12 protein-coding genes are annotated in these 13,587 nt (G+C 38.8%); all 12 read right to left on the bottom strand.

Annotated features, from left to right (window positions below):
* Positions 1 to 77: 77 nt before the first annotated feature.
* Positions 78 to 1,163: a BMP family lipoprotein gene (locus tag RTR43_RS14875; protein ID WP_312473029.1), complete on the bottom strand. Its 1,086-nt coding sequence runs from the start codon at positions 1,161 to 1,163 to the stop codon at positions 78 to 80.
* A gap of 87 nt (positions 1,164 to 1,250) precedes the next feature.
* Complete coding sequence (locus RTR43_RS14870) at positions 1,251 to 1,976, bottom strand: GntR family transcriptional regulator (protein WP_312473028.1); 726 nt, start codon at positions 1,974 to 1,976, stop codon at positions 1,251 to 1,253.
* Positions 1,977 to 2,307: 331 nt separating this feature from the next.
* The gene (locus RTR43_RS14865; protein ID WP_312473027.1) at positions 2,308 to 4,653 is read right to left on the bottom strand and encodes a DNA translocase FtsK; all 2,346 of its coding nucleotides are present in this window, start codon (positions 4,651 to 4,653) and stop codon (positions 2,308 to 2,310) included.
* Positions 4,654 to 4,797: 144 nt separating this feature from the next.
* Positions 4,798 to 5,034, bottom strand: coding sequence for a YlzJ-like family protein (locus RTR43_RS14860; RefSeq protein ID WP_312473026.1), 237 nt, complete (start codon positions 5,032 to 5,034; stop codon positions 4,798 to 4,800).
* Complete coding sequence (locus tag RTR43_RS14855) at positions 5,031 to 5,786, bottom strand: ClpP family protease (protein WP_312473025.1); 756 nt, start codon at positions 5,784 to 5,786, stop codon at positions 5,031 to 5,033. The genes RTR43_RS14860 and RTR43_RS14855 overlap by 4 nt, the downstream gene beginning before the upstream one ends.
* A gap of 115 nt (positions 5,787 to 5,901) precedes the next feature.
* The gene (locus RTR43_RS14850) at positions 5,902 to 7,569 is read right to left on the bottom strand and encodes a ribonuclease J (RefSeq protein WP_312473024.1); all 1,668 of its coding nucleotides are present in this window, start codon (positions 7,567 to 7,569) and stop codon (positions 5,902 to 5,904) included.
* A 346-nt stretch (positions 7,570 to 7,915) separates the two neighbouring features.
* Positions 7,916 to 8,788, bottom strand: a complete 873-nt coding sequence (gene dapA / locus RTR43_RS14845) for a 4-hydroxy-tetrahydrodipicolinate synthase (protein ID WP_312473023.1) — start codon at positions 8,786 to 8,788, stop codon at positions 7,916 to 7,918.
* Positions 8,789 to 8,880: 92 nt separating this feature from the next.
* The gene (gene dapG, locus RTR43_RS14840; protein ID WP_312473022.1) at positions 8,881 to 10,125 is read right to left on the bottom strand and encodes an aspartate kinase; all 1,245 of its coding nucleotides are present in this window, start codon (positions 10,123 to 10,125) and stop codon (positions 8,881 to 8,883) included.
* A gap of 93 nt (positions 10,126 to 10,218) precedes the next feature.
* On the bottom strand, positions 10,219 to 11,265 hold the full coding sequence (gene asd / locus RTR43_RS14835; protein ID WP_248733744.1) for an aspartate-semialdehyde dehydrogenase: 1,047 nt from the start codon (positions 11,263 to 11,265) through the stop codon (positions 10,219 to 10,221).
* 158 nt (positions 11,266 to 11,423) lie between these two features.
* Entirely contained in the window at positions 11,424 to 12,023 is a 600-nt protein-coding gene (gene dpaB / locus RTR43_RS14830; protein ID WP_312473021.1) for a dipicolinate synthase subunit B, read from the bottom strand.
* The gene (gene dpaA / locus RTR43_RS14825; RefSeq protein WP_312473020.1) at positions 12,020 to 12,922 is read right to left on the bottom strand and encodes a dipicolinic acid synthetase subunit A; all 903 of its coding nucleotides are present in this window, start codon (positions 12,920 to 12,922) and stop codon (positions 12,020 to 12,022) included. Before dpaA ends, dpaB begins: the two co-directional genes overlap by 4 nt.
* 163 nt (positions 12,923 to 13,085) lie before the next feature.
* On the bottom strand, positions 13,086 to 13,328 hold the full coding sequence (locus tag RTR43_RS14820) for a YlmC/YmxH family sporulation protein (RefSeq protein ID WP_248733567.1): 243 nt from the start codon (positions 13,326 to 13,328) through the stop codon (positions 13,086 to 13,088).
* Positions 13,329 to 13,587 lie beyond the last annotated feature (259 nt).

Raw genomic sequence — 13,587 nt, 5'->3', positions numbered from 1 at the left:
CTACGCTTCAATTAGGATTTTCAATTAAGAAGGAATAAGCAGGCAGATTCTAAAACCCGCTTATTCCTCAATTAGTATTATTTTGCACTAAAAGTCTTTAATTCTTCAAGCGTACCAGGAACTTTAACAGCGCCTGATTTAATTTTTTCAACCCATTCTTTAACAGCTTTATCGATAGCATCTTTATTTGATGCTTTGCTGTTAATTGGTGCTAAGCCAACACCATCTTCTTGTAAGCCATAAGTAGTGGTTTGTCCACCAGGGAATTTGCCATCTTTTGCTTTAGTGGAAAGGTCTTTAACTGCTACGTCAACACGTTTCATAGCAGAAGTTAGAACAACATCAGGACCCATGTCGTTTTGGTCACGGTCTACACCGATTGCCCAAATTTCACGCGATGGATCTTTTTTCTTTAAGTCACCAGCTTCTTTGAATAAACCATTTCCTGTAGCACCGGCAGCATGGAATATTACATCTGCACCTGTAGAGTACATTTTAGAAGCGATTGTTCCGCCAAGTTCAGCTTTATCAAATGCTCCAGAATATTGAACGTCAACTTTTGCTTCTGGCTTAGCAGCTTTAACACCAGCTAAGAAACCAGATTCAAAACGTTCGATTACAGGAATTTTCATACCACCAATGAAACCGATATGATTAGTTTTTGTTTGTAGGGCAGCTGCAACACCAGCAAGGAATGCTGCTTCTTGCTCTTTAAACATTACGCTCGCAACGTTTGGCTGTTTCACTTCATCATCGACGATTGCAAATTTTGATTTTGCTTGTTGTTGAGAAATTTCATCAACAGCAGCATGCATTAAGAATCCGATACCGTATACTAAATCAAAACCTTGGCGGGCAAGCGTATTTAAGTTAGTAGAGTAATCAGCATCTGATGTGGATTGAAGGTAATCAAATCCACCCTTACCTTTTTTCAAGCCGTTGTCTTTACCAAATTCTTTAAGACCTTCCCAAGCAGATTGGTTAAATGATTTGTCGTCAACACCGCCGACATCCGTAACCATTGCAACAGAGAATGCTTTTTCTTTTTCTCCACCTTTAGTTGTATCTGCGGGTTTGTTAGTATCACTTTTTCCACAAGCACCTAAAAGTGTTCCAGCAGCAAGAACTAGTGATAGCGCCATTCCAATTTTACGCTTTTTCAAGGTATTGTACCCCCTATGAATGATGTTTGATTTAGTAGAAATGTTCTAAAGCATGACTGGTTGCGTTTTCAAAAAGGATTATAAAAATTATGGTCTTTTCCTTAATACATGAAAACTAAATTTATCAGCTTTAAAATAGTTTACCGAGAATAGGACAGGTTCATCCATTTCGTCGAAATGCATTTGTTTTAAAACCAACAATGCTGTTTCTGGGTCACATTCTAGAATTGGGGAAATTTTCTCATGATAGCCAATCGGCTCGATCTGGGCAACCGCGTATGTAATTCTCCGGTTGGATTCCTCATCTAAAATGCTGAAGATTGATTCTTCTCCATGAGAAAAGGTTTCCGGCAAAATGCGTTCAGGGACCTTGTCGACACAGTAGACGACCGGCTCTCCATTTGCGGTTCTGACCCTCTCCATCACGACAATATCCTCACTAGTAGAACATGCGAAACGACGAATATCCTCTTCGGTTGGACTTTGTGTTGATGAACTTAAAAAAATGGTTCCTGGTTTCATTCCAGCCTGTTTAATCATGTCAGTAACACTATTAAGTTGTTCAATCCCTGAAGTAAACAATGGCTTTGCATTAACAAAGGTACCAACTCCATGGCGCCTTACGATAACATTTTCCTCCTCAAGGATGCGTAAAGCTTCCCTAAGGGTTGCCCTGCTTACACCAAGCTGTTTGGCAAGATCGAATTCTGAAGGTAATTTTTCTTTTTCTTTGTATACTCCATCTTCCATATCCTGCTTTAACCGATCGATTACTTGTAAGTATAAATGTCGGTTATCTGACTTTATTGACATGCTGTTTCCTCCAGCCTTTTTCCTAAGACATCAGACATCTGATATCATTCCTACTAATCGAGATTTATATTAACATTTTTTTTGTGATAAATAAATAGGAATTCAAAATTTTGTCGAAAAAAGGTCAGAAGATAATAATTGTCATAAAGTTACCTAATTATTCAGGAGAAAATCTGCTATAATTAAATACTAAAATATAAAAAGTGAGACTTTGTAGTAAAATATAGCTATTTTTTCTTTGATATCGGCATTCACCTCCTATTACTATAGTATCAAATTTTCAGTAAATTAGTATAAAAAAAAGAGCCAAAAGCTCTTTTTTTTATACTAATTATGAACTTTGTTCTTCCTTAGGCTTAGATTGTAAAACAGCACGAGGTTTACTTCCTTCATATGGGCCTACTACTCCACGAACCTCCATTTCGTCTATTAAACGAGCGGCTCTTGTATAGCCTATTCGGAAGCGGCGCTGTAGCATGGAAACGGATGCTGTTTGCATATCAATGATAAGCTCAACCGCTTCGTCATATAGGTCATCTTCGACCGCACCTGTTACTTCAGGTATATCATCAGGAATCATTTCTTCTTGATATTGTGCCTTTTGCTGAGAAATTACAAATTCTACGGTTTCCTCAACCTCTTGATCTGAAAGGAATGCACCTTGAACCCTGACTGGTTTTGATGCCCCCACTGGTAAGAATAACATGTCACCGCGACCAAGTAGCTTCTCTGCTCCCCCCATATCCAGGATGGTTCTTGAATCGGTTGAACTTGATACCGCAAAGGCAATACGGGATGGAATATTTGCTTTAATTACTCCCGTAATGACATCAACGGATGGCCTTTGGGTGGCGATAATTAAATGAATGCCTGCAGCGCGAGCCATTTGCGCAAGTCTAGTAATCGAATCCTCTACATCCGAAGAGGCTACCATCATTAGGTCGGCTAGCTCATCAACAATGACGACAATATATGGTAATAACGGTTGCTTATCATTTTCCTCTAAATTATGCCTTCTGATATGATCATTATAGCCTTCAATATTTCGTGTCCCGGTATAAGAAAACAGTTCATAACGCCTTTCCATTTCATTAACTACCTTTTTCAAGGCCTGTGAAGCTTTTTTTGCATCTGTTACAACAGGTGCCAGCAAATGGGGGATTCCGTTATAAACATTTAACTCGACCATTTTCGGGTCAATCATCATTAACTTTACTTCATGTGGCTTTGCCCGCATTAAAATACTCGTGATAATCCCATTTATACAGACACTTTTCCCACTTCCTGTTGCTCCTGCTACTAGCAGATGGGGCATTTTATTTAATTCTGCTAGAACGGCTTCACCAGTAATATCCCTGCCAAGTCCAATGAGAAGTTTGGCATCCGGCTTATCATTTTGGGTAGCGTCTAGTACTTCACGAAGGGAAACCATCGCTACCTCAGAATTGGGAACCTCAATACCAATCGCAGATTTTCCAGGGATAGGAGCTTCTATCCGAATATCTTTAGCAGCAAGTGCTAAGGCTAAATCATCACTTAAGCTGACAATTTTACTAACTTTCACTCCAACATCAGGATGCACCTCATATTTTGTTACAGCTGGTCCTAAATGTACTTGTGTGACACGCGCTTTTACGCCAAAGCTTTGGAAGGTCCTTTCAAGCTTGGCCGCATTTGCATGAATTAATTCATATTCTCCACTTTGGTCGGTTTTTTTGGGAAGCTTTAGGAGTTTTAGTGGCGGTAATTCGTAAGCCACGTTTTCCACTTCTGTAAATGTAATTGGAGGGGTTTGATCTTCCACATCTTCATCATGGCTACTCTTTGTACTTTTTGATTGTACTTTTTGATTTTCTTTTAGGCCCTCTTCAACATATGCTCGGTCTGAAAAACTAGATATAATCGGTTCAGGTATTCTGGTCTCATCTTGTTCCGGTAGCTTCTGACTGTTTATAATCGGTCTGTTTTCACTTGAAGGATTTTGTTTTTCTGGCTTCTTATGTGATTTTCTTTCATTACTGCGTTCTTGTTTTTTTTGTTTCCATTCAGACATATCCATTTTAAAGGCTTCCCATTGATTTTTTAAAAAATCAATACCGGTAATGAGAATTTTACCAATGATATCTCCAAACGATTTTCCGGTAATAAGTATAATTCCAATAATAATGAAAATAAAAGCGATAATTTTCGTACCAGTTTCAGCGAATAAGTAATGAAATAATGCAAACAAGATTGCTCCAATTATTCCGCCCCCAAGGTCGGTGGTACTGGTATCTCCTTTAAGTTCCATCATAAATAACTCCCAAGTGTTTCCGATCACACTAGGGTCTTTAAATCTCCCGTCATTCGTAAGCAAATTAAATAAAGTTACATGACTTAACAATAGGATGGCAGAAACAATAAAATAGCTGCCAACTAATTTTATATGGAAGAAAAAGGGCATTTCTCGTTTCCACATCAAATAAACACTTAATATTACCAATCCAAGTAAACATAACATGTACCATTCACCCATCCAAAACCGGAAGAAGAGGACAGTTGCCTTACCGACAGCCCCAAGCTTAGCAATCGAAATTATCGCCAACGCTAATAGTACGAGTGCCGATAATTCATATTGAATGGTTCGTTTTAAATGGTTATCTCGCTTTTTAGGTTTTCTTCTCTTTTTTTTGGCCATCTGATCACCTTGTAGTTTTATTGTGGTATATTATTTTAATTATTGTTACCTTCTATTATTAATAGCTGATAATAATAAGGTAAAAAGGAAAGCAGCCGATTGGCTGCTCTTGTCTTCATAACCTAATTATACCATAATCTACTACTACATTACCGTCAATCCTTCGAGATTAGTAAAAGATATTTTTGCACCTGGGCATATTTTCTCATCCATAAAATGCTGGGGATCACTGCTAAGGATGCGGATCACTTGAAAATTCTGTTGGTCAGTAGCCTCTACTAATAGTGGTATTCCTTGGAAGTTTACCATTTGTTGTTTACTGACCGATTCACTATCATAAGGAAAAACAAGTTCATTTGGCATCATCGTATAAAGAATCATTGAATCAGTCCCTCATTCTTTTCTTTTTGAAGATCAATCATCTTATTTAACTTTTTCATTGCCTGCCCTAGTCCGCCCACTTCGTCTATTAATCCACATTTTACCGCATCCACACCAATTACATTTGTCCCAATATCTCTTGTTAAATTCCCCTTTGCAAACATTAAGTCTTTAAAAGTTTCTTCTGTAATTTTCGAATGCTTCGTAACAAAGTTGACTACCCGCTCCTGCATTTTATCCAAATATTCAAAGGTTGCTGGAACTCCAATAACAAGACCTGTTAAACGGATAGGATGAATGGTCATCGTAGCGGTTTCAGCAATAAAAGAATAGTCACAGGATACAGCAATTGGCACGCCAATTGAGTGTCCTCCACCTAGCACGATCGAGACAGTAGGTTTTGATAGGGTTGCTAGCATTTCTGAAATGGCCAAGCCCGCCTCTACATCGCCGCCAACGGTATTTAAAATAATCAGAACTCCCTCTATTTTGGGATTTTGTTCAATAGCAACGAGCTGCGGAATTATATGTTCGTATTTTGTTGTTTTGTTTTGCGGCGGCAGGGCTAAATGGCCCTCAATTTGACCGATTATGGTCAAACAATGAATTTTAGAATCCTGAGACAACTGTGGCACATTGGTTTGTCCTAGCTGCTGAATTTTTTCTATTAATGTAGAAGGAGACTTTTCCTCTTTTTGAGGCTCCCCTTCTTCCTGGTTATCAGTGTCGTTTTTTGGAAAGTCGGTATTCATTCTAATACTCCCTTCATACATGATAAAGTTAGTATTATCCTTTCATACAATTTCATCCATGAATATTGACCATACAAACAGGCACTGATAGCATCAGTGCCTGTTGAAATTCAAATTAGACTTCCATAATAATCGGAAGAATCATTGGTCTTCTTTTTGTTTTTTCAAATAAGTATCGATTTAATTCATCTCTTACTTCCTGCTTGAGGCTTGCCCATTCAAAAGAACCTTTTGCCGTATTTCTTTCTACAATATCCCGTACTAATTTTGTAGAATCATCCATTAGTTTTTCTGATTCACGAACATAGACAAAACCTCTTGAGATAATTTCAGGACCTGCGGCAATTTTCTTTTCTTGTTTCGTTAAGGTGACAACCACGATTAGAATGCCATCTTGAGATAAAAGCTTTCGATCCCTTAATACGATGTTACCAACATCACCTACACCAATACCATCGACGAGAACATTACCAGAGGGAACTTTACCAGTAATGGATAATGATCCTTCCTTCCATTCCACCACATCACCACGGTCTAGAATGAATATTTGTTCATCGGTAAGGCCACATTCCAGCGCTAATTTTCGATGTGCTTTTAGCATCCGATATTCGCCATGAACAGGTATTAAAAACTTAGGATTCATTAAATTTATCATAAATTTTAATTCTTCTTGACTTCCATGGCTTGAAACATGGATCGTCCGTTTACCAGAAATGACATTAGCTCCTGCCCTGAATAGCATATCGATTGTCTTGAATAAAAATACTTCACTCCCCTTAAGCGGTGAGGCAGCGATCAAAACAGTATCCCCTGTTTGGATATTTAATAGTTTATGTGTTTGTTTTGCCATTTTTTGCAGGGCCTCAATAGGTTCCCCTTGACTGCCAGTCATTAATACCGCAATTTCCCGGTCTTGATAATCCTTAATCTCGCTAATCGGGATAATTAAATCTTCTTCCACTTCCAGGTACCCTAAATCGAGCGCTATATGATATATTCGTTCCAGGCTCTTCCCAACTACTGCGACTTTACGGCCATTCTCTCTAGCAGCGTTAAAAATATGCTGTATTCGGTTTATGTCTGATGCAAAACAAGCTGCAATGATTCTGCCAGGGGCATTATAAAAAGCGTTGGACATTTCACGTTCAACGATGGCTTCAGATGTTGTATAGCCTGGTTTTTCAGCATCGGTACTATCAGACAATAAACATAAGACTCCATTGTCACCAATGGCTGCCATTTTTCCTATTTCAGGTTTGTATAGTTTAGTTGCGGCTTGATCAAATTTAAAGTCACCGGTATAAACAATACTACCTTCAGATGTATGAATGCAAACTCCTACAGAATCAGGGATGCTATGATTGGTTTTAAAAAAGCTGACATTTACGGAATCTAAGTCTACTATCGTATCCGAATTCACTTCAATAAATCGAGCTTTCCCATTGAAGTCCTGCTCCTTAAACTTTGCACTTGCAAGGGCAAGGGTCAGTTTCGTTCCATAAACGGGGACATCTACTTCCTTGAGCACATAGGATAGTGCGCCAATGTGATCTTCATGACCATGTGTTAAAAAAATGGCTTTAACCCGTTCCTTGTTGTCTTTTAAATAGGTAATATCAGGAATAACCATATCGATGCCCAGCATTTCTTCCTCGGGGAACATTAAGCCGGCATCAATAATGAAGATGTCCTTGTCCACTTCTACAAGGTACATATTCTTACCGTTTTCTCCATTACCACCAAGTGCAATAACCTTAATGGAATTATTTTTTTCCTTTATCAATTTCCGTTTCCTCCTACATGTGTTTAGGCCGATCGAAATCAGTTACAATTATTATACTTGAAATAAGAAAACCTTTACAACTTAAATGAGCTGTCTATGCCCACACAAAATAGCCGAGATATGAAAAGCGCAAGCTTCCTTTGCGCGGCGTATGGACTGGAGCACTTTGAATGAGATAAAGGAAACACGGAGAGCTATAGCGATCCGATGTTGACTTATCGTAGGGAAAAGGGCGAAGTCCACTAGCCGCTGGGCGCTGGAGCTGGACAATTCTCAAAGTCGAAAATTTTATCTTATCTTTTAAAAAAATAAGCCAACCGATATTGTTTCGGTTGGCTCTTAGTTATTATTTTTTATTTAAGAGTGAAATTAACGTGGTCCGTTCTTGTTCAGTTAATCCTACAAGAGGCAGCCTTACTGAGCCTACATCCAATCCAAAAACCTGCAATGCCGTTTTAACTGGAGCAGGACTTGGAGCAGCAAATAACCCTTGCATAATTGGCAGTAACTGCTGATGTAATTTCGCAGCCTTTCCAATCTCTCCATCAATAAACACATTAATCATTTCTTGCATTTCATTTCCAATCACATGAGATGCAACTGAGACTACACCTACCCCGCCAATGGAAAGAACAGGTATTGTTAAACTGTCATCCCCGCTGTACAAAACAAAATCATCATCCGAATTGGCAATAATTTGCGTCATGGCATTTAAGTCCCCACTAGCGTCCTTTATTGCCACTATATTTGGTATCTTGGAAAGACGAATCACAGTTTCTGGAAGGATGTTTATTACTGACCTTCCAGGAATATTATAAAGCATTACTGGTAGTGTAGTTGCTTCGGCTACTGCCTTAAAATGCTGGTATAAGCCTTCTTGATTTGGCTTGTTATAATACGGTGCAACCACTAAAATAGCATCCACGCCAAGCTGCTCTGCTTTTTTTGTCAATTCAATTGAGGCATATGTGTTATTGCTTCCTGTTCCAGCAATCACTGGAATTCTTTTGTTTACAACTTTTACAACATGATTGAATAATGCCAGCTTTTCTTCCTTGGATAATGTTGGTGATTCACCTGTAGTACCTGCAATTACAAGGGAATCTGTTCCATTTTCAATTAAATAATTTACTAATTGAGTGGTCTTAGCAAAGTCAATATGCCCTTTTTTATCAAAAGGGGTTACCATTGCAGTAGAAACTCGCCCGAAATGAACCATTTTCCTACTCCTTCCCATCCATACGGGGTGCCGTATGTGCAAATGTATCCTTGAATTTCTTCAAATGACACATTATATCCTGTTGATAATATTTATAAATCTGTATAATTAAATTCCATTAATTCTTCTTCTAATTGAAAAGCATCATGCAGGGCATTGACGGATTTAACCAAGTCATCCTGCTTAACTAGTACCCAAATGGTGGTATGGCTGTCTGCCGATTGTAAAATACGAATTCCCTTGTCTGATAAGGCAGTAACAATTTTCGAGGTTACCCCTGGGACGCCAGCAATACCTGCCCCAACTACAGAAACCTTTGCACAATGGCGTTCTATAATAGGCTCATGATCTAATGCGTTTAAGACTTGAATAGCCCTGTCCGTCATCTCTTCATTTACCGTATAAACAACACCGTTTGGCGAAATATTGATAAAATCAACACTGATTTTTTCATTGGCCATTGCCTTAAAAACTTCTGACTGCAAGTAGTATTGATCTTTTTTCGCAAACACCTTTATTTGAGTGACATTTGAAACATGTGCAATTCCTGTTACGACTCGTTCCTTTATGTCACTTCCACGATTATATTTATTTAATGTTGTAACCAATGTTCCAGGGGTGTCGGAATAGGTGGAGCGAATTCGAATGGGCACCTTTGCCTGCATGGCAATTTCTACTGCTCTTGGATGAATCACCTTTGCACCTTGATAGGCCATATTACAAACTTCTGTATAGGTAACTACAGAAAGCGGCCGGGCATTTTCTGCAATCCGTGGGTCTGCAGTCATAATTCCCTCCACATCCGTGAATATATCAATCCATTCAGCATTAAGGGCAGCACCAAGAGCTGCTGCTGATGTATCACTTCCGCCGCGTCCAATAGTGGTAACATCTCCATTTTTCGCAGCCCCTTGAAATCCGGCAACTACGACAACATCAGATTTTTCAAGTTCTCTAAGGAGCCTGTCACATTTTATTTCGTTGATTTTTGCATTTGTATGGTCATTGTTCGTCCTAAATCCAGCTTGAGCTCCTGTTAATGCTACCGCATTGACTCCGTTCTCCAGCAACATGTGTGTAAATACGATGCTAGAAATAACCTCACCGCATGATAATAATAAATCATGTTCCCGTTTCGAGATTTTACTTAAGTTGCCTCCGATTAAAGATAATAGTGTATCAGTTGCATAGGGGTCTCCCTTTCTCCCCATTGCCGAAACAACAACTACTACTTTGTAACCGTCAGCTAATGCTTTTTCAATATGGCCTTGAGCAAATTTCCTGCTCTTCTCATCTTTGACAGATGTCCCGCCAAATTTTTGAACAATAATTTTCATAATAACACCAAAACCTGCCTTTTTGGATGTAACTTTATACTTTTCTATCATTCAACTTCGATAACTGTCTAGCTCCAGCAACAACTGTTTTTCTTATACTAACCCCAATTTAACTAAACTTTCTGCGATTTGGACGGAATTCCATGCAGCGCCTTTAAGCAGGTTGTCTGAAACTACCCACATATGGAACCCGCGGCCTTCATCGATGTCTTTTCTAATACGTCCTACAAAGACATCATTTTTTCCAACACAATTTGCCGGCATTGGATATATTTGATTTTCAAGATCATCCTGTAAGATAACTCCCGGTGCATCTTTTAATAATGCTTTAATGTCGTTTGCACTTACGTCATCTGATTCAATTTCAAAATAAACTGATTCCGAATGACCGACTGCAATTGGGAGTCGGACACAGGTTGCAGAAACCTGTAATTCTGGCAAATGCATGATTTTCTTTGTCTCATTAATCATTTTCATTTCTTCAAACGTATAGCCGTTTTCTTGAAATTTATCAATTTGCGGAATGGCGTTAAAGGCAATTTGATAATGACTTTTGTCTGATTTTACTGGTAAAATACCAGGTTCAAATGGTTCATCATTTAAAATTGACTTTGTTTGTTCCATTAATTCTTCGACTGCAGCAGCACCTGCACCGGAAACCGCTTGATAGGTTGATACGATAACCTTTTTTAAACCATATTTCTGACGAATTGGTTCTAAGGCTACAACCATTTGAATCGTTGAGCAGTTTGGATTAGCAATAATGCCATTATGGTGATGCAAGTCCGCTTCGTTCACTTCAGGAACAACCAATGGTTTATCCGTATCCATTCTAAATGCGCTAGTGTTGTCCACGACGATGGCACCACGTTTTACTGCTTCAGGGGCAAGTTCCTTAGAAACACTGCCGCCAGCACTGAATAAGGCAATTTCGACTCCTTCAAAGCTCTCAGGCTTTGCTTCCTGAATTATATATTCCTGACCATTTACATTCACTTTTTTCCCTGCAGACCGGGCTGAGGATAGGAGGGTAAGTTCTCCAATTGGAAAATTCTCTTTGATTAGTGTTTGAATCATTTGTTGTCCTACTGCTCCTGTTGCCCCAACAACAGCAACATGAAATCCATTGTCGCTTCTCATTACCTGTTCTCCCTTCAATCTTTCAACTGTATATTTTTTGGTCATTTCAATTTTGGAAAATATCATCAGCGGGAGAAACCTCCCGACTGATGAATAGTTAATCTATTTTAACATATTCCTTTTAAGAAATAACCTTTTTTAAAGAAAGAAGGGGAGAATTAGTCTTTGTCATTATATCTTTCAACAAGTACGGGCTGAATTTGTATTCCTTCCATTGCTGCTTCAACTGTTTCAGAAAGCAACGTCATTCTAGCAACCATCGAATTAGGCTTTTTCACAGGATCATCCTGGCCATATGGAATAAAATATATATTTTTTGTTGCCATTAATCTCATTAAATTTACGCCATTTAACCCAAGTGCATCATTGGTTGATATACCTAGTACGACTGGCCTTAAATTTCTAAGAGTTGCTTTTGCAGCCATTAAAACCGGACTGTCGTTCATGGCATTAGCAAATTTACTCATTGATACTCCGGTTAATGGCGCAATAACCATACAATCTAGTGGGATTTTTGGTCCTAAGGGCTCTGCTTTGACAATTGAATCAATAACCTTGTGTCCTGTTAAATCTTCAATTCGCTCAATCCAGTCTTCCCCTTTTCCAAAACGGGTTTCTGTATTTTTTACTGTAAAACTTACAACTGGCATTACCTCTGCACCGGCGAGAACTAGTTTTTCTATTTCTGGAAATACAGCATCATACGTACAATGAGAACCGGTTAGGCCAAAGCCAATCCTTTTACCCCTTAAACTCATTTTACCTTCCCCTTTCGCCTTCTTAAATCGTCCTGAAGCAGTTGGGCGAGAACATTGGCCAGAATTTGACCAGCTGTTTTGGGTGCAACAATCCCTGGAAGCCCTGGAGCAAGTAATGCTTTTATTCCTCTTTTTTCAGCATATCTAAAATCAGTTCCACCTGGTTTTGAGGCAAGATCAATAATGAGCGAATGTGAGGGTAATTTAGAAATAACCATGGCCGTAACAATTAAATGTGGTGCCGTGTTAATAAGAATATCTGTATCCTTCACTTCATTCACTAAATTATTTAAATGGAATGGCGTTAAGCCCATTTCGGTAATTCTTGCCAAATGTTCACTTCTTCTGGCTCCAACCTTTACCTTTGCTCCTAGTGCCGCAAAGGTTCTTGCCACACTCATCCCAACTCTTCCTAAGCCCAAAACTGTAATATTTGAGCCGTGAATCGTGAAATCAGTATGCTGTATGGCCATCATAATTGTTCCCTCTACAGTTGGGATGGAATTATAGATGGCAACATCATCCCGTTCAAATAACTGGACAAGAGTTCGTTTGCTCTGTTTTGTAATTCCATTTAAATAGGAATTACTAATCCCAGAATAAATCGTACAATTTTCAAGTGTTTTATCCAGCATTGCTCCTGTTAAAATAACCTTCTCATTCGAAAAGATTGTTTCCACCTGGCCTTCTAGGTCTGTACCTGGAACAGGTAGAATAAGTGCATCCATATTTGAAAAATTAACTTCATCCAACTTTTCCTTGACTGCACCAGTGAAGGCATGGTCAAGCTGTTCGAAACCAATTAGCGATAATCTCGCATCTAACTCGGTTAACTTGCGGATGATTTCCAGCTGTCTGGCATCCCCGCCAATCACGGCAATTTGCATCCCTGTCAGCATGAAAACATTCACCTTCTTTTTTTAAAAATCCAACTGGGAATTCCTTTTCTTGTTATCACTCCACCATCTTATGAAAGAAGGCTTCATTCGGTGAGTTTTCCACCTATAGTAAAACGAAAAAGCCCAAGCAAAATTTATTTTGCTTGAGCTTTTTGAAGTTTTCCTAATCTTCTTCTGGAACATCAATAATAATCATATCCGAGCCAATTTTTTTTATATGCTGCCAAGGCACTCTTATTTCCACTCCCTGTTTCCGAAAACCAAACCATTTTAATGAAGGAATTAACAGTGCCTGTATTTGGCCTGTGCCTTCATTAATTTCTAAATCTGTTTGGCCAAGTACGCCAAGACGCTCAGCCTTTTTAACATCAACTATTTCTTTACCACTTAATTCACTCAGCCTCATGGAATAGAACTCCCCTCATTGCTCTTTTCTATTAGTTTATAAAAGGAAGTCCTAATTTAGACTAAATAAAAAAACAGTTCAAAAACGAACTGTCAGGCCTTCGAAAAACTTTCGACAGCCTTTTATTTTATTCACATTCATTAATAATCAACCGCGTTAATTTATTATAATATTATTAATATATAGGCCTTTCAACATGTCTTGTGATTTGCGCTCCAGGCGCTTCGCTTTCCGCGGGCGTGCCGGGGAGCCTCCTCGT

This window comes from Neobacillus sp. (assembly GCF_031988165.1).
In the GTDB taxonomy this organism is placed as follows: Bacteria; Bacillota; Bacilli; order Bacillales; family Cytobacillaceae; genus Neobacillus; species Neobacillus rhizosphaerae.
This window is presented reverse-complemented; position numbering and strand designations above follow the sequence as displayed.

Excerpts from the sequence above, each read along its gene's own strand:
- RTR43_RS14855 (WP_312473025.1), bottom strand. The coding sequence starts at position 5,786 with ATGAATACCGACTTTCCAAAAAACGACACTGATAACCAGGAAGAAGGG.
- asd (WP_248733744.1), bottom strand. The coding sequence starts at position 11,265 with ATGAGAAGCGACAATGGATTTCATGTTGCTGTTGTTGGGGCAACAGGA.
- dpaA (WP_312473020.1), bottom strand. The coding sequence starts at position 12,922 with ATGCTGACAGGGATGCAAATTGCCGTGATTGGCGGGGATGCCAGACAG.
- dapA (WP_312473023.1), bottom strand. The coding sequence starts at position 8,788 with ATGGTTCATTTCGGGCGAGTTTCTACTGCAATGGTAACCCCTTTTGAT.
- RTR43_RS14860 (WP_312473026.1), bottom strand. The coding sequence starts at position 5,034 with ATGATTCTTTATACGATGATGCCAAATGAACTTGTTTTTCCTTATGAT.
- RTR43_RS14865 (WP_312473027.1), bottom strand. The coding sequence starts at position 4,653 with ATGGCCAAAAAAAAGAGAAGAAAACCTAAAAAGCGAGATAACCATTTA.
- RTR43_RS14870 (WP_312473028.1), bottom strand. The coding sequence starts at position 1,976 with ATGTCAATAAAGTCAGATAACCGACATTTATACTTACAAGTAATCGAT.
- dpaB (WP_312473021.1), bottom strand. The coding sequence starts at position 12,023 with ATGAGTTTAAGGGGTAAAAGGATTGGCTTTGGCCTAACCGGTTCTCAT.
- RTR43_RS14820 (WP_248733567.1), bottom strand. The coding sequence starts at position 13,328 with ATGAGGCTGAGTGAATTAAGTGGTAAAGAAATAGTTGATGTTAAAAAG.
- dapG (WP_312473022.1), bottom strand. The coding sequence starts at position 10,125 with ATGAAAATTATTGTTCAAAAATTTGGCGGGACATCTGTCAAAGATGAG.